The 16192-nt window shown below is 67.7% G+C and carries 13 protein-coding genes; 5 read left to right on the forward strand and 8 right to left on the reverse strand.

Features of this window, described 5'->3' with window-relative positions; genetic code table 11:
- The first annotated feature begins 49 nt into the window (after positions 1-49).
- Positions 50-1270 carry an acyltransferase family protein gene (locus ACVXZ4_RS14745; RefSeq protein ID WP_461795569.1) on the forward strand — a complete coding sequence of 407 codons (1221 nt, stop codon included), beginning with the start codon at positions 50-52 and terminating at the stop codon, positions 1268-1270.
- 184 nt (positions 1271-1454) lie between these two features.
- On the opposite strand, the gene ACVXZ4_RS14750 is transcribed toward ACVXZ4_RS14745, so the two are convergent.
- From ACVXZ4_RS14750 to ACVXZ4_RS14775, 6 genes are all read right to left on the reverse strand, one after another.
- Entirely contained in the window at positions 1455-2390 is a 936-nt protein-coding gene (locus ACVXZ4_RS14750) for a 4-(cytidine 5'-diphospho)-2-C-methyl-D-erythritol kinase (RefSeq protein WP_461795570.1), read from the reverse strand.
- A gap of 33 nt (positions 2391-2423) precedes the next feature.
- Entirely contained in the window at positions 2424-3266 is an 843-nt protein-coding gene (gene rsmA, locus ACVXZ4_RS14755; RefSeq protein WP_461795571.1) for a 16S rRNA (adenine(1518)-N(6)/adenine(1519)-N(6))-dimethyltransferase RsmA, read from the reverse strand.
- 139 nt (positions 3267-3405) lie between these two features.
- Positions 3406-4323, reverse strand: a complete 918-nt coding sequence (locus ACVXZ4_RS14760; RefSeq protein WP_461795572.1) for a TatD family hydrolase — start codon at positions 4321-4323, stop codon at positions 3406-3408.
- A gap of 34 nt (positions 4324-4357) precedes the next feature.
- Positions 4358-5296: an NADP-dependent oxidoreductase gene (locus tag ACVXZ4_RS14765; protein WP_461795573.1), complete on the reverse strand. Its 939-nt coding sequence runs from the start codon at positions 5294-5296 to the stop codon at positions 4358-4360.
- Between the two features lie 16 nt (positions 5297-5312).
- Positions 5313-6908 (reverse strand): methionine--tRNA ligase, encoded by a 1596-nt coding sequence (metG, locus tag ACVXZ4_RS14770; RefSeq protein WP_461795574.1) that lies wholly within the window; start codon positions 6906-6908, stop codon positions 5313-5315.
- Between the two features lie 128 nt (positions 6909-7036).
- Positions 7037-8965, reverse strand: a complete 1929-nt coding sequence (locus tag ACVXZ4_RS14775) for a S53 family peptidase (protein WP_461795575.1) — start codon at positions 8963-8965, stop codon at positions 7037-7039.
- Positions 8966-9180: 215 nt separating this feature from the next.
- Here ACVXZ4_RS14775 and ACVXZ4_RS14780 point away from each other — a divergent pair, with 215 nt between their 5' ends.
- Positions 9181-10032, forward strand: coding sequence for an aldo/keto reductase (locus ACVXZ4_RS14780; RefSeq protein WP_461795576.1), 852 nt, complete (start codon positions 9181-9183; stop codon positions 10030-10032).
- Positions 10033-10035: 3 nt separating this feature from the next.
- Here the strand turns inward: ACVXZ4_RS14780 and rsmI are convergent, their stop codons facing one another.
- Positions 10036-10845 carry a 16S rRNA (cytidine(1402)-2'-O)-methyltransferase gene (gene rsmI / locus ACVXZ4_RS14785; RefSeq protein WP_461795577.1) on the reverse strand — a complete coding sequence of 270 codons (810 nt, stop codon included), beginning with the start codon at positions 10843-10845 and terminating at the stop codon, positions 10036-10038.
- A 40-nt stretch (positions 10846-10885) separates the two neighbouring features.
- On the opposite strand from rsmI, the gene ACVXZ4_RS14790 reads away from it, so the two are divergent.
- The 3 genes from ACVXZ4_RS14790 to ACVXZ4_RS14800 all read left to right on the forward strand — a co-directional run bounded on the left by ACVXZ4_RS14790 (position 10886) and on the right by ACVXZ4_RS14800 (position 14297).
- Positions 10886-12526 (forward strand): dolichyl-phosphate-mannose--protein mannosyltransferase, encoded by a 1641-nt coding sequence (locus tag ACVXZ4_RS14790; RefSeq protein ID WP_461795578.1) that lies wholly within the window; start codon positions 10886-10888, stop codon positions 12524-12526.
- Between the two features lie 74 nt (positions 12527-12600).
- On the forward strand, positions 12601-13617 hold the full coding sequence (locus tag ACVXZ4_RS14795) for a LacI family DNA-binding transcriptional regulator (RefSeq protein ID WP_461795579.1): 1017 nt from the start codon (positions 12601-12603) through the stop codon (positions 13615-13617).
- Positions 13618-13661: 44 nt separating this feature from the next.
- Positions 13662-14297: a hypothetical protein gene (locus ACVXZ4_RS14800; protein ID WP_461795580.1), complete on the forward strand. Its 636-nt coding sequence runs from the start codon at positions 13662-13664 to the stop codon at positions 14295-14297.
- On the opposite strand, the gene ACVXZ4_RS14805 is transcribed toward ACVXZ4_RS14800, so the two are convergent.
- Complete coding sequence (locus ACVXZ4_RS14805; protein WP_461795581.1) at positions 14285-16189, reverse strand: thioredoxin domain-containing protein; 1905 nt, start codon at positions 16187-16189, stop codon at positions 14285-14287. The genes ACVXZ4_RS14800 and ACVXZ4_RS14805 overlap by 13 nt on opposite strands.
- Positions 16190-16192 lie beyond the last annotated feature (3 nt).

The following is a 16192-nucleotide window of genomic DNA, read 5'->3' on the forward strand; positions in this document are numbered from 1 at the left end:
CAGAAAAGAATCATTTCTCTGGTCACGACCGTGCACCTAAACTTCAGACGTGTCGAAACTTCCTCTCCCGAGGGAAGCCAGCTCTGGCGCCATGGCTCCGGCCAGCAGTTCGCGGTTGCGCTCTCTCGATGGCCTGCGCGGCCTCGCCGCGGTCATCGTCGTGTTCCACCACCTGTCGCTCACGATGCCGACGATTGCCGGGGGCAACCCGCCCACTCCCGTCAGTCCTGTCACCTGGTCTCTCGAGTGGTGGCTCATCGCCACTCCCGCGCACCTGTTCGTTGCCGGCCCAGAGGCCGTCCTCGTGTTCTTCGTCCTGAGCGGACTCGTGGTCGCCCTCCCGGTCATCCGCAAGGTCAACTTCGACTGGATCGGGTACTACGTCCAGCGGATGTTGCGGCTCTACCTCCCGTCCATCGCCTCTGTGCTGCTCGCCGCGGTGTGGATCCTCGTCTCTCACCAGGACCGGGCAACCGCGACGAGCGCTTGGACGGCCGGGAGCAGCTACTCCTCCGTCGGTGTGAAGGACGTGATCTCCGGATTCGACCTGCTGTTCGGGAACATCAACATCAACAACCCCCTCTGGTCATTGCGGTGGGAAGTGCTCTTCTCCCTCGCGCTCCCCCTCTTCGTGATCATCGCCGTCGCGACCCGCCGATTCTGGTGGGTGGTGCTGGTGCTCTGCGGGATCGCCAGCGTCGTCGGGCAGCACCTGACAAACGATTCCCTCCGCTACCTCCCCGTGTTTCTGCTCGGTACCGTTGTCGCCGTCAAGCTCCCCGACATCCAATCGTGGATGGCGGTGCTCGCGCCCCGGCGCTGGTTCACCCCAGTGGCGGCCACGATCGTCGTCGCATCGCTGCTTGCCATCACACTGCCGTGGGTGACGGACGCGATCTGGCCGAAGTCCCAACTACTCCACGTCGCGTCGAGCGCCGTCGTCGTGATCGGCGCATTCGGCCTCGTGATCGGCGCCGGATTCTGGAACCCGCTGAGTGCGCTCCTCAGCACCCGCCTGTTCCGCTGGCTCGGCCGCATCTCGTTCAGCCTCTACCTCGTGCACGTGCCCATCATCATCGCGATGAGCAGCCTGTTCGGACCGGATAACCTCGCGATCTCGATCCCGGTGTCCCTCCTGCTCTCACTCATCGCCGGCGAGCTGTTCGCCCGGTTCGTTGAGCAGCCGAGCCACCGCCTGTCTCGCCGCGCCGGCACGGCAGCGAGCGGCTCATTCTCGCGCTGGACCAGCGCGCTCACCCCGCCGAACTGACCGGGCCGGCCCTCCCCAGCCGCTGCACCCGGTCCTCACGCAGGCTCAACAGCAGGATTTCTCCGGCAGATGTGTTCAACAGCAGGATTTCGGATGTTTCGGGCCCCGGCTGATGTCGTGCGAACAGCAGACCGGCGCAGGTCGACCGGCGCAGGTAGAACTAGAACCGTGCAGGTGCACCCGATCAGGTCCCGATCAGGCGCGCTCCGTGAACGGGGCCGGTGGCGCGCACCACCGTGAGACGGGCAGCACTGAGCGCGATCTGCAGTTCGAGCGCGGCATCCAGGTCCGCAGCAAGGAAGGCGACCGTCGGTCCCGATCCGGAGATCATCCCCGCAAGGGCGCCGTTCTCCTCGCCGAGCTCGATCACGGCACCGAGCTGGGGCTCGAGGTGGAGGGCGGGAGCCTGAAGATCGTTGTGCAGCACCTCGGCGAGCATGTGCGGATCCCCCGCTCGCAGCGCCTGGAGCACATTCGCATCCACCTGCGGCTGCGTCGAGGCGGGGAAGATGTCCTGGGCGTGCCGGTCCCGGTGCCGGTCGAGCTCGCTGTAGACCAGCGGCGTGCTCATGCCGAAGTCGGCGAGTGCAAGCACCCACTGGAAGCTGCCCTTGGCGAGCGCGGGGCTCAGCTGGTCGCCGCGACCGGTGCCGATCGCGGTGCCGCCGGTGAAGGCGAACGGCACGTCGGAGCCGAGCTGGGTCGCGAGTTCGAGCAGGTCCTCGCGGCTGAGGTCGGTGCCCCACAGGCTGTCGCAGGCAAGGAGGGTTGCCGCGGCATCCGCCGATCCGCCGCCCATGCCCCCGGCGATCGGCACATGCTTCTCGATCTCGAGGTGAACTCCCTTGCGATACCCGGCGCGGTGCGCGAGCAGGGTCGCGGCCTTGATGGCGAGGTTGCTCCCATCGGTCGCGAGGGACGAGGTGTCGATGGGTCCGGTGAACGTCACGGAGAAGTCGTCGGCCGCCGTCGCCCGGATGTCTTCGTAGAGCGAGACGGCCTGGTACGCGGTGGCCACGTCGTGGTACCCGTCCTCGAGAAGCGCGCCGACCTTGAGGAACACGTTGATCTTGCCCGGTGCCCGTGCGTGCACCACCTTCGGGGCGGCCGCGGAGGTCATTAGTCCAACCTAGCCGAACCCTCGCAGCCTGCTTTACGCCCCGGCCGGGGTGCCGGCCCGGGCCACGGCGAGGAAGTCCGTGACGGTCAGCTCTTCACCGCGCGCGGTCGGCGCCACCCCGGCGGCCTCGAGGCGGACGGATGCCGCGGAGCTGTCCCCGAGTACGACCGAGAGGGACTGCCGCAACATCTTGCGACGCTGCTGGAACGCGGCATCCACCAGGGCGAAGGTCGCGAGCCGTTCCTCCTCCGTACCCGGCAGTTCGCCGCGGTCGAACCGCACGAGGATCGAATCGACGTTCGGCACCGGCCAGAACACCTGGCGGCTCACCTGGCCGGCCGTGCGCCACTTGCCGTACCAGGCAGCCTTGATGCTCGGGCTGCCATAGATCTTGGATCCCGGGTCTGCAGCGATCCGCTGGCCGACCTCCGCCTGCACCATTACCAGTCCGGTCTCGAGGCTCGGGAAGTGCTCGAGGAAGTGCAGAAGCACCGGCACCGAGATGTTGTAGGGCAGGTTGGCGACCAGGCTCGTCGGCAACCCTGGCAGCTCGGTGATCGTCATCGCGTCCTGTGTGATCACGGTGAGTGCGGCGCCCGGCTGGAATTGTTCGACCGTGACCGGCAGCTGGGTCGCGAGCCGGGTATCGATCTCGACGGCGATGACGGATGCCCCGGTCTCGAGCAACCCGAGGGTGAGTGAGCCGAGTCCCGGCCCCACTTCGACGACGCTCTGGCCCGAGACGATGCCGGCGGCCTTGACGATGCGGCGGACGGTGTTGGCATCGATGACGAAATTCTGGCCGAGCTTCTTGGTCGGCTGGATACCGAGCAGGTCGGCGAGGTCGCGGATCTCTGCGGGCCCGAGCAGGCTCACGCGAGTTCCCCCTGCTGGTCGAGTCTCGACACGGGCGCGGGGCGCTCTACACGACCGGCAGATCCGCGAGTAGCGCGCGCCACCGAGCGGGCAGACTGTGCCGGTCGGGAAGCGAGCGCCAGCGAGCGTGTCGAGACCATCACGCGAGGTCCGACGAGTCGATTGCCTCGTCGTAGGGAGAACCGAGATCTTGGGTGACCGGCTCCGCGTCCCAGGTGCCGTAGACCAGCTCGGTGTTCGAGGTGATCTGGGCAGCGAGCAGCGCGACATCGGTTTCGAGGTGGTCGGCCATGAAGCGGAGGGTGGTGGGAATCAGGTAGGGCGCGTTCGGACGCCCACGGTAGGGCGTCGGTGTCAGGTACGGGGCATCCGTCTCGATGAGGATCTGGCTGCGGGGGATCGCCGCGAGGGCCTCGCGCAGTTTGTCGGCGTTCTTGAACGTGACGGTGCCGGCGAAAGAGAGGTACCACCCGTTGTCGGCGCACAGGCGCGCCATGTCGGCATCACCGGAGAAGCAGTGGAACACGGTCCTCTCGGGCGCACCAGTGCGTCTCAGCGTCGAGATCACCTCGGCGTGGGCATCGCGATCGTGGATCTGCATTGCCAGATCGTGCTTCTTCGCAATGGCGATGTGCGCCTCGAACGAGCGGTACTGGGCCCCGCGCCCGCTCTCATCGGTGCGGAAGAAGTCGAGGCCGGTCTCGCCGACGGCTCGCACGCGCGGGCGGGACGCGAGCTCGTCGATCTCGGCGAGGGCCGCATCCAGTTGCCCGGCGGCCTCGTAACGCGATGCTTCATTGGGATGGATGGCCACGGCCGCGAGCATCCGAGGTTCGCGGGCGGCCATCTCGGCCGACCACCGCGAGGTCTCGAGGTCTCCGCCCACCTGCACCACTCCGCGCACGCCGACGCTGGAGGCACGGTCGAGCTGTTCCCGATAGTCGAGCTCGTGGTCCGATCGCTCACCAGATCCTACGGTGGGGTCGAGGTGGGTGTGGTTGTCATAGACACCGACAGTGAGTGCCTGCGGGAGCGGCGGATAGCTCTGGTCGGGCATCCCCGAATTCTACCGGGCCTTCGCCCGCGGCCCGTCAGACGGTGTCGGCGGGCCGCACTTCGAGCACGATCTTGCCGAGGCCGTGCCTCGCGCCAAGGCGCTCGTACGCGGCGCGCACCCGATCGAGCGGATAGGTGGCGTACACCGGGATCTTCAGCTCGCCGTTAGCGACCAGCCGGGCCAGCTCGGTGAGCACCTCGCGCGGTTCGACCGTCGACATGCCCTCGGCCTTCACCCGGAACTTACTTCTCGCTGCGAAGTCGACGATCGTGTTGATCCGGTCTTTGGGCACCTTCAGGTCGATGGCGACCTGCACGTTGCCGTCGCCGTGCGCGTCGATGAACGCGTCGACGCCGTCCGGAACGATCTTGCGGATGCGGTCGGCCAACCCCTTTCCGTAGGCAACCGGGATGGCGCCGAGGCCGCGGAGGTACGCATGGTTCTCCTCGCTCGCGGTCGCCACGACGGCGGCCCCCGCGAGCACGGCGAGCTGGGTCGCGATGATACCGACCCCGCCGGCTGCCCCCGCCACGACGACGGTGTCACCGGGCCGAACGTCGACAGCGACGATGCACGCGCGCGCGGTGGTACCGGCGACGAAGAGGCTCGCGGCCTCGTTCCAGCCCACGCCGTGGGGCTTCGGGATGACTCGGCTCGCGTCGATCGTCACGGACTCGGCCTGCGCGTTGCGCCCGTCCGAGAAACCGATGACCTCGTCGCCGACCTGCGGGAAGTCGACGCCCTCGCCGACCGCGGTGACGACACCGGCGAAGTCGCTGCCCTGCCCCTCCGGGAAGTGGGCGGGGAATACCTCGTGCATCCGACCCTCCCGGATCTGGATCTCCCCCGGGTTGATCGCGGCTGCTACGACCGAAACCTGCACCTCACGTCGGCCCGGGGCGCGGGCATCCACTTCGACGAGCTCGAGCACGTCGCTACCGCCGTACCTGCTGAACTTCACGGCTTTCGGCATGCTGTGCTCCTTGAGATCAGGCCGTGACTGCGGTGTCCGGCTGTTGTTCGATGCGGGGGAAGAGCGAGGACTCGAGGGGGAAGACCGAAGGTCCGCCGGCCCAGTCGGAGGCCGCGCGCACGTCCTGGCCCGCCACCTCTCCGGTGCCGCCGAGGGCCGTCCAGAGCTTGGCTGCGGCATCCGGGATCACCGGGGAGAGCAGTACCGCAAGGGTGCCGAGACCCCGCACGATCGTGAACAGCACCGCATCGAGGCGCTCGGCATTCGCCGGATCCTTCGAGAGCGCCCAGGGCTCCTGGAGGGTGATGTAGCCGTTCAACTCGTCGACGAGGGTCCAGATAGAGGCGAGAGCCTCGTGGATGGCGAGTCGCTCGATCGCGGCATCCGCCTCCGCTGTCACGCGGAGACCGGTCGCGAAGATGGCCTCGTCGGCGTCGGTGAGCGTGACCCCGGTCGGGATGACTCCCCCGCGGTAGCGCGTGACCATCGCGATCACGCGCGACGCGAGGTTGCCGAATCCGTTGGCGAGCTCGGCCTGGTAGCGCGCGGACAGGTCTTCCCAGCTGAAGGAGCCGTCCTGCCCGAAGCTGATCGCACGCATGAAGTAGTAGCGGAACGCGTCGACGCCGAAGGTGTCGGTGATCTCTGAGGGCGCGATGCCGGTGAGCTTCGACTTGGACATCTTCTCGCCGCCCACGAGCAGCCAGCCGTGCCCGAAGACGCGACGCGGCACCGGAAGGCCGGCGGCCATCAGCATCGCCGGCCAGATCACGGCGTGGAACCGGGCGATGTCCTTGCCGACGAGCTGCACAGCCGGCCAGCGTCGTTCGAAGTTCTCGGTGTCGGTTCCGTACCCGATGGCGGAGATGTAGTTGAGCAGCGCATCGAACCAGACGTAGACCACGTGGCTGTGATCCCAGGGGATCTGGATGCCCCAGTCGAAGCTCGACCGCGAGATCGAGAGGTCGTCGAGACCCTGCTTCACGAAGGAGATGATCTCGTTGCGCACGCTCTCCGGCTGGATGAAGTCGGGCTGCGACTCATACAGGTCCAGCAGCTTCTGCTGGAAGTCGCTCATCCGGAAGAAGTAGTTCTTCTCTTTGAGGATTTCAACGGGCCGACCGTGGATCTTGCAGACCAGCTGGCCGGCGAAGTCGCCATCCGCGGTCTCCATGAGGTCGTCGATCTGCTTGTATTCCTCGCAGCCGACGCAGTAATAGCCCTCGTATTCGCCCGAGTAGATGAATCCGTCGTCGTGGAGCTTCTTGAGGAAGATCGTGACGGCCTTCTCGTGGCGCTCGTCCGTTGTACGGATGAAGTCGTCGTTGGCGATGTTGATCGTCTTCAGCAGCGGCAGCCAGGCATCCGTGACGAGCCTGTCAGCCCACTCCTTCGGAGTGGTGTCGTTCGCAACGGCCGTGCGCAGGATCTTCTGGCCGTGTTCGTCGGTGCCGGTGAGAAGCCAGGTGTCGTCGCCTCGCTGGCGGTGCCAGCGCGCCAGCATGTCGGCCGCGACTTCGGTGTACGCGTGACCGATGTGCGGCACATCGTTCACATAGAAGATGGGGGTCGCGATGTAGAAAGAGTCGGCGGACTCGGAAGCGGCGGGCATTCGATCATCCTAATTGGCGGCGGATGCCACGGGGTCTTCGTTACGCGGCAGGCGCACAACCGCCCTTGGATCACAGGCGAACGGCCCCGGCGATCGCTCGCCAGGGCCGTCGGTCCGTCACGGTTCGGCTAGTGGCGCCCCGCCGCCAGCAGCGACAGCAACCCGAAGGTCACCCCGCCGATGCCGGTCACGGTGTCGTACTTGCGCGTGGTCTTCAGCGTCGTGTCCTGGTCGAGGCTGATCAGGTAGCTGTTACCACTGGTGGCGCTCGTGTAGACCAGAGCCTTGGTGGGGTTCTGCGGAAGCACGTCGCGGAACGAGAACGGCAGGATGCGGTCGAGCCCGTAAAGTGTCGGGTTCGCGAACCCGATCGACGTACGGGTGGCCTGCTGCACGATCGCGATCTGGGCGGCGGTCAGGGGCGAAGCCAGTGAGGTTCCGCCATAGGTGTCGCGCTCGAAATCGCCGACTGCGAGGGTGTCGTCGTCGATGATCGGACGGATGCCGACCGAGAATCCCGTGTACGGGTCGGCGAGCGCCGCGATGTCCGGCGAGGTCCGGAAACCGTGCGAGAGCGATGTCGGAACGACTCCCCGCTGGTACGCCGGAGCCGCGAAGACGGCACTGACGCCGCCCCCGGCGCCACCGAAGAAGTCGCCGGGAAGAGGTGAGAGGTAGGCGGTGCCGGCCGGGTTGATCTTGTCGCCCGCGGTGCCCCATCCGGTCTCGTAGGCGATCTTGCCGGCCTTGGTGATGCCGAGGCTCGTGCCTCCCACCGAGGTGACGTACGGGGAGGATGCCGGGAAGTCCGGCGACGCGTAGCCGAGGTTCGCCACCTCGTCACCGTTGTCACCGCTCGAGAAGTAGAGCCCGATGCCCTCGCCGGCCGCCTGGATGTGCAGGTTCTGCGCGCCCTTCAGCGCGTCATCCGGGATCGCCTCGCCGAGGTTGCCGTAGCTGTTGCTCACGATGTTCGCGAGCTTGTTGTCGAGGATCTTCGAGAGGGCGACATCCAGTCCGCCACCGCAGTTGAAGCCTCCGACATAGAGGATCTTCGCGCCGGTCGCGATGCCGTGCACGGCTTCGACGTCCAGCGTCTGCTCTCCCTGCCATCCGCTCGGGTAGCCGCAGGCCTCCTGGTCGACGAATTGTGCGGGGGTCGGCACGATCTGGGAGTAGTTCGCGGCGGTGAGGCCGGGCTCACCGAGCGCGGCCGAGTAGGTGTTCACGTCGTCCACGATGGACGGCGACGCGTAGGCGTCGATGATCGCGACCGTCTGGCCGGCGCCGTTGACCCCCGACTTCGCGAGGGAGTCCACGCCGTAGGCCGAGCGCAGCTGTGACGGGACGTAGCCGCAGTTGAAGGTGTCGAAGGTGGTCTGGCCGTAGGCGGCCGGGGCGGTCACGGTGTGCTCACCGGTGTATACCGAACACTTGGCGGCGATGGCCGACGGTGTGGGAGCCTGCCGGCTGAGGGCGTCCGCGCCTGCTGGCAGGTCGCCCTGTTTAATCGAATCGGGATGGGTGAGGAATCTGGCCTGGTCGAGACTGATTCCCGATACCTTGCCCGCGAGTGCGGCGGGTACCGAGGGAGCGCTCGACGGGGCCGAGAGCACCTGCCCGGAGTAGTTGTAGTCGTGCAGGGTGGTGGCGAAGGCGCCTGCGACCTGGGCGGCCGTGCCACGGAAGACCACGTACTGGCGGCTGGCGGGCACCGCGCTGATGGTCAGTCCCTTGGTGGTAAGGGAGGCGACGACGGCATCCGAGTCGGCTTTGGTGGGCGAGAATCGCTGGATCCAGGCCTGAGGGGAGAGAAACTGGCGGTACCCGCGGGCACCGGGAGTCGAGGCGGCCGTAGCGAGGGCCTCGGCACCGGCCTGGTCGCGAAGCGGCAGGTAGATCTCGCCCTCGACGGTCTCGTCCGCGGCGGTGACCCCGGCGTCGTTGGCGGAAGTCGCCCACTTGGGGACCGATCCGGCGAAGGACTCACGATCGGCGGCCGAGGCTGCCGAGGCGCTGGTGAGTGAGAGTGCGATGACGGTTGCGGCCGTGGCCACGATGCCGAGTGTCCTGCGAGAACCCGGCCTTCTGCGCGCGCGAATATCCAAGTGCTGAACCTTCCCCAATGAAGAACGACCGCGCCGGAAACGACGCAATCGCGACAGTAACCCCGCCTGAATACCCCTCACAAGGGGGGAATCGAAGATTTTACAGACTAAGCAAAAATAGTGCGTGCGCGCTCGGAATCGGGCGTGCGACCTAGGCTGGGCGCATGAAATACCGCAGGATCGGAGACCAGAAGGTCAGCTCCATCGGACTCGGCGCGATGCCGCTCTCGCTGCCCGGCCGTCCAGACCGCGAGCGATCGATCGCGACCATCCACGCCGCCCTGGATGCCGGCATCACCTTCATCGACACCGCGGATGCCTACACGACTGAGGCCGATGGGCCCGGTCACAACGAGCTCCTCGTCGCGGAGGCCCTGCGTGGTCGAACCGAGGAGGTGCTCGTCGCCACCAAGGGCGGACTGCTGTTTCGAGACGGCGGCCCCTGGGATCGCAACGGCACTCCCGGCCACTTGAAGAAGGCCGCGCGTGAGTCCTGCGTTCGCCTCGGGGTCGACGCGATCGGGCTCTATCACTTTCATCGCCCCGATCCCGGCGTTCCCTATGAGGACTCGATCGGCGCGCTGCGGGAGCTGCTCGACGAAGGGGTGATCCGCATGGCGGGCATCTCCAATGCCACGCTCGCCCAGATCGCGCTTGCCGACCATGTGCTCGGCGGACGCCTGGTGTCGGTTCAGAACCAGTTCTCCCCCGCCTACCGATCGAGCCGCAACGAACTCGACTACTGCGTCGCCCACGAGATCGCCTTCCTGCCGTGGAGTCCCCTTGGCGGAATCGGGCAGGGCTCCGAGGTCTTCGACGACAGCAGCACCTTTACCGCGGTCGCGGCCGAACTCGCGGTGAGCCCGCAGCAGGTCGCCCTCGCCTGGGAGCTGTCGCTCGGCCACTGCGTGATTCCGATCCCCGGTGCGAGCCGGCCCGGGTCGATCACCGATTCCGCCGGCGCAGCGGAGCTCGCACTGAGCGACGCCCAGCGGGCAGCGCTCGACGGGTCCTGAGGGTCAGCGCGCCTTGAGCGCGCCCTCGTAGAGGTCCCGCTTGCCGAGGCCGGTCGCATCCGCCACCTCGGATGCCGCGTCCTTGAGCTTCGACCCGGCCGTCACGAGCGCCTGCACCTGCGCGACACCGGCATCGAGGTCGACCTCGTGCACGACGCCACCCTCCACCACGATGCAGATCTCGCCCTTCACGCCGAGGGACGCCCACTCGACGAGTTCGGCTGCGGTGCCCCGGCGCACCTCTTCGTAGAGTTTGGTGAGCTCGCGGCAGACGGCCACCCGGCGGCCGGGGCCGAAAGCCGTCGCGATGTCGCCGAGGGCATCCGCCAGCCGGTTCGGCGACTCGAAGAACACCATCGTGCGCGGCTCGCGGGCGAGCTGGCGCAGCGAGGCGAGCCTGCCCTTGCGGGGCAGGAAACCTTCGAAGCTGAAGCGGTCCGTCGGCAGGCCGGAGAGGGCGAGGGCCGTGATCACGGCCGAGGGTCCCGGGAGTGCCGTGACGGTGACTCCGGCCGCCGCTGCCGCCGTCACGATGGAGAATCCCGGGTCGCTGATGGCCGGCATCCCGGCATCGGTGAGCACGAGAACATCCGTGTCCCGGGCGAGCTCGGCGATCTCGCCGGCCTTCTCCACCTCGTTGTGCTCGTGCAGCGCGATCAGCCGGGGGCGGTTCTCGATGCCGAGGGCGCGCATCAGGTGGATAGTGACCCGCGTATCCTCCGAGGCGATCACCTCGGCGTTGCCGAGCGCCTCTACCAGCCTCCGGGACGCGTCACCGAGGTTGCCGATCGGAGTCGCTGCGAGGATGATCACCTGCCCATCCTTGCAGCGAACCCTCGTTACCATTGCACCTGTGACCAGACCCGACGCCGACTTCGACGCCGTGGTCGACGCACGGTCGGCACCGGTAGCCGAACCGGCGTGGATCGAACCGACCGGCACCCGGCTCGACGACTGGTGGGGTCGCCTGCTCTCCCGGCCCGGCGTGCGGACGCTCTGGTACTGGGGCGGGCCGATCGCGGTCACGATTCTCGCCGCCGTGCTGCGCCTCGTGCGACTCGGGGATCCCCGCTCGCTCGTGTTCGACGAGACCTTCTATGTGAAAGATGCCTGGACGCTGCTGCACCTCGGATACGAGGCATCGTGGCCCGACAATGCCGACCAGTCCTTCAACGCGGGCAACGTCGACATCTACACCGAAGCCGGTTCGTACGTCGCGCATCCCCCCCTCGGCAAGTGGATGATCGCGCTCGGCCTTCGCGTGTTCGGCGCCGAAGATACGGTCGGGTGGCGCATCAGCACCGCCCTCGTGGGCATCCTCGCCGTGTTCCTGCTGGTGATCATCGCCCGCAAGCTCTTCGATTCCACCCTCCTCGCCACCATCGCCGGCGGGCTTTTCGCGATCGACGGGCACGCGATCGTGCTCTCGCGCACCGCACTGCTCGATAACTTCGTGATGATCTTCACGCTGCTCGGATTCGGGGCCGTCCTGCTCGACAGGGCGCAGAGCGCCGGGCGACTTTCACTCTGGCTGGCACGCCGAGCGGATGCCGGACGCGGCATCGACTGGGGGCCGGCGATCTGGTGGCGCCCCTGGCTGCTCACCGCGGGCATCCTGTTCGGTGCGGCGACCGCCGTCAAGTGGAGCGGCCTCTACTTCCTTGCGGCGTTCGCCGTCTATTCCCTGGTCGTCGATGCCTTGGCGAGACGCGCGGCAGGCGTTCCGTTCTGGATCACCGGCACGATCGTCAAGCAGGGTCCGGTCACCTTTCTCCTCACGATCCCGCTGGCACTGGCCACCTACCTGGCGAGCTGGACCGGCTGGTTCATCACGCGAGGCGGCTACTACCGCAACTGGGCGGAAGTGCCCGGAAATGCCGCCACCGGCTTCTTCTCCTGGGTACCCCACTCGGTGCAGAGCTTTCTGCACTATCAGTCGAGCGTCTACGACTTCAACGTCAACGAGCACTCCGCCCATCCCTATTCGGCGAACCCCTTCACCTGGCTGTTCCTGGTGCGGCCGACGGCGTTCTACTACGTCGGCCAGGTGCGGGGGCAGGGCGGATGCAGCTTCTCGAGTTGCGCGGAGTACGTCACCTCCATCGCCAATCCCATCCTGTGGTGGGCGGCGACCGCCGCCCTGTTCTACCTCGTCTACCGCCTCGTTCGTTACCGGGAGTGGCGCGTCGGGTTCATCCTCATGGGGACCGTCGCCGGCTACCTCCCCTGGCTGCTGTACTCCGACCGCACCATCTTCCAGTTCTATGCGATCGTCTTCGAGCCCTACCTGATCCTCGGCCTGGTGTTCGTGATCGGCCTGATCCTCGGCACTCGCACCGATGCCACCTGGCGCAGAACCCGGGGAATCGGGGTGGTCACCGTTTTCGTGTTCCTCGTCGTGCTCGTCAGCGCATTCTTCTATCCCATCTGGACGGGTCTGCAGGTGCCCGAGATCTTCGCCAGGCTCCACTACTGGTTGCCCGGCTGGCGGTGACCGGCACTTTCGCACCGGCACAGGTCCTCGGTGTCAGTGCCGTGACATTCTGCACGGTCGAGTAGCGTTGGGCCATGGTCGGCATCGATGAGGTCGCACGACGAGCCGGGGTCTCGGCGGCCACTGTCTCGCGGGCGCTCAGCGGCAACGGGCCCGTCTCGGCCGAGGCGCGCGCCAGGGTGGAGTCCGCGGCCCACGAGCTCCACTACGTGGTGTCGTCCAACGCATCGAGCCTCGCCTCGGGTCGTACCCGCAACGTGGGTGTCGTCGTGCCCCACCTCAATCGCTGGTTCTTCTCCTCGGTGGTCGAGGGCGCCGAGCGCGCCCTGCTGCGCCACGGGTACGACCTCACCCTCTACAACCTGAGCGGAGGAGGCGAAGAACGCCGAAGCGTCTTCGACCACTTCCTTCGGCGCCGTCGTGTGGACGCCGTGATCGCGGTCGCGCTGGAACTCACCGACGCCGAGATCTCCGGCCTCCTGGCCCTCGACAAGCCTCTCGTCGGGGTCGGCGGTCCTCTCGCGGGGGTCCCTTCGCTCGAGATAGACGAGATGGCGATCGCCCGCCTCGCCACAGAGCACCTCCTCATGCTCGGCCACAGCTCGATCTTCCACATCGGCGGGTCCGCGGAGAACGACACCGACTTCCACATCGGCAGCCACCGGCGGGCCGGCTTCGAGCAGGCAATGGCCGCCGCAAGCCTCCCGGTCTCCGCCGAATCGATGATCCCCGCCGACTTCACCATCGCCGGCGGCTACGCACGAGCGAAACAGGTGCTCGGGCATCCGCACCACCGCCCCACCGCGATCTTCGCTGCCTGCGACGAGATCGCGATCGGCGCCATCCTGGCCGCACGTGACCTCGGTCTCGCGATTCCCCGGGACGTCTCGATCGTCGGCATCGACGATCATGAGCTCGCGGACTTCTTCCAGCTCACGACCGTCGCCCAGTTCCCGACGGGGCAGGGCGAGCTCGCCGCCGAGATCCTCATCGCCGGGCTCGATCCAGCACGGTCGCAGGAGCCCTCGCTCCGCGTGCCGCTGCCGTTCGAGCTCATCGTGCGTTCGAGCACGGCCGCACCGCGCGACTGAGCGGCCGCAGCGGACAGTCCAGTCTGGTCACGTAGCATGACGCCATGTCTGCGCGCTCCGCTCTCGTCCTCGTGACCGTCGCCCTTCCGCCGCTCGTGCTCGCCGCGATCGGAGTCACCCACCCGATGCATCTCACCGCGTCATCGGCCGAATACTGGCGGAACCTGCACATCGCGATCCTGCCGATCTTCCCCCTTCTGGCCATCGCCCCCTGGATCGTCGCGCGTGGCGCCGGCGCCGTTGTCGCCTGGATCGTCGGCGTGCTCGCTTTCCTCTATGCGGCGTTCTACACCGCGCTCGACGTGCTAGCGGGAATCGGCGCGGGTGGACTCAAGGTCGACGGCATGGGGATGGCGACCGGCACCGTGTTCGGGCTCGGTAACCATCTCGGGGAGGTGGGGAGCATCGCCTTCATCGCCGCCACCACGATCGCGGCGATCACCGCCATAGTGCGTTTCCGCGCCGCCGCAGTGCCACCGTCGGTGCTCGTGATCCTGGGCTCGATTCTGTTCCTTCAGGCGCACATCTACTTCCCGGTGGGGGTGATCGGCCAGCTCGCCCTCGCGGTCGGCTGGGCGTGGCTCTGTGTCGTGATCGAGCGATCGGCCAATGGCCGTGTCGCCACCGTCGTGCCGACGAGGTCGCCGGCAGAGGAAGGCGCCTCGGTTCAGCCCGACTGACCGAGGGCTGCGGCGAGGTCTCTTGCGTCGTCGATGGGCAGCCGGCAGACGAAGTCGCGACAGAGATAGGCCGCCTCACGCTGTCGCCCGGCGAAGAGTTCGAACCCGGCCCTGGCAAACTCGGCCGACTGGGCAGGGGTCGCGATGGCGGTGATCATGCCGCTGCGATACAGGCTCCGAGCTTCGGCGGTCAGCTCGGAGCCGGCGTCACCGCTCACCACCACCAGTTGCACGATGGCGCCCGAGAGAGCGGATGCCACCGCGAGCGTCGCCCCGAACGACACCGGCCGCGCCGCCGCGAACGGCAGCAGCTGTCGGATCTCGCGGTCCGCGGCCTCCCGGTACCTCCGGTCGCCCGTCACCAGGTACAGCGAGGCGCAGGCCCGCGCCATGGCGCTCAGGCCCGAGGAATACGCTCCCTCAGAAGGGTCGTGCTCGATGGCCGTGCCCTGCGCTGCGAGCACGGGGTCCGCCCCTCCCGGCACACCGAAGACACCGGCCCCGGCCTCGTGGAGAGTGCGGTCCGCCAGCGTGCGCGCGACACCCGCGTACGATGCTTCCCCGCACGCCAGGGCGAGGTCGAGAAGGCCGGAGGCAAGCATCCCGTAGTCCTCCAGTGTGGCCTGCGCGGTAGACACCCGGGCGCCGATGGATGCCCGCACCAGGGTCCCATCGGGTCGAAGGTGCCGTTCGATCACGGCGTCGGCGGCACGCCGGGCCGCGGAGATCCACGGATCCCGACCGAGCGCGAACCCCGCCACGGCGAGGGCACCGATCGCGAGTCCGTTCCAGCCGGTGAGAACCTTTGCGTCGAGTGCCGGAGGCTCCTGCCCCACGCGGCCCGCCGCGCCGAGGGCGAAGTATGCCCCCTCGAGCCGCTCCCCGTCGACGGTGCTCTCGCTGTCCTGGGCGGAGGCGAACCCACCGCCCTGCTGTTCGAGCACCTCGATCAGGAAGCCGGCGATCCCTTCCGCGATTTCGATGGCCCACTGCCGCGAGTCTGCATCGAGCTGCGCGAGCCTGGTGAACGCGGCGAGCAGTTGGGCGTTGTCGTAGAGCATCCGTTCGTAGTGCGGATCGCTCCAGTCACGCCGGGTCGCGTAGCGGAAGAATCCGCCGTCCACCCGGTCGCGCAGCGCGGCGAAGGGGAGGTCGGCCGTCAGGTCTCGCCCACCGAGAGCGGCGAGCGAACGGGTGGCAAGCGCGAGGGAGCGGGCGTCCCCTCCGGCCGCGCGCTCGAGCAGGAAGAGCAGCACGGGCGCCACCGGGAACTTCGGTGCGCCGCCGAATCCACCGAACTCCTGATCTTCATAGCCGCAAAGCTCGTCTACCGCGGCGGAGAGAAGCTCCCCTGCCGGCGCGGTGACCGTCGCCGGCGTCTTCCGGGATCCGGCCGAGTCCCGCAGCGCGTCGGCGATCGCGCCGGCAGTGCGCTCGACTTCGACGCGTCGGGAGGTCCACGCATCCGTCACCGCATCGAGCACCTGCCCGAACGACGGCGACTCCCCCACGGCCACCGGCGGCCAGTAGGTCCCCGCGTAGAAGGCTTTGCCCGCCGGCGTGACGAAGACGTTGAGAGGCCAGCCCAGGTTCTCAGTGAAAGCGCCGGCGGCCGCGAGGTAACTGGCATCGACATCGGGATGCTCCTCCCGGTCGACCTTGATCGCAACATAGCCGTGTGCCAGTTGGGCTGCGATCGCCGGATCACTGAAACTCTCGCGCGACATCACGTGGCACCAGTGGCAGGTCGAATACCCGATCGAGACCAGCACGGGCACATCGCGTCGACGCGCTTCGGCGAATGCCGCGTCGCCCCAGGGGAACCAGTCCACCGGGTTCGCCGCGTGCGAGCGAAGGTAGGGGCTCACAGCATCCACGAGTCGTTCCGCCATGTC

The sequence above is a fragment of the Lacisediminihabitans sp. FW035 genome (genome assembly GCF_054880895.1).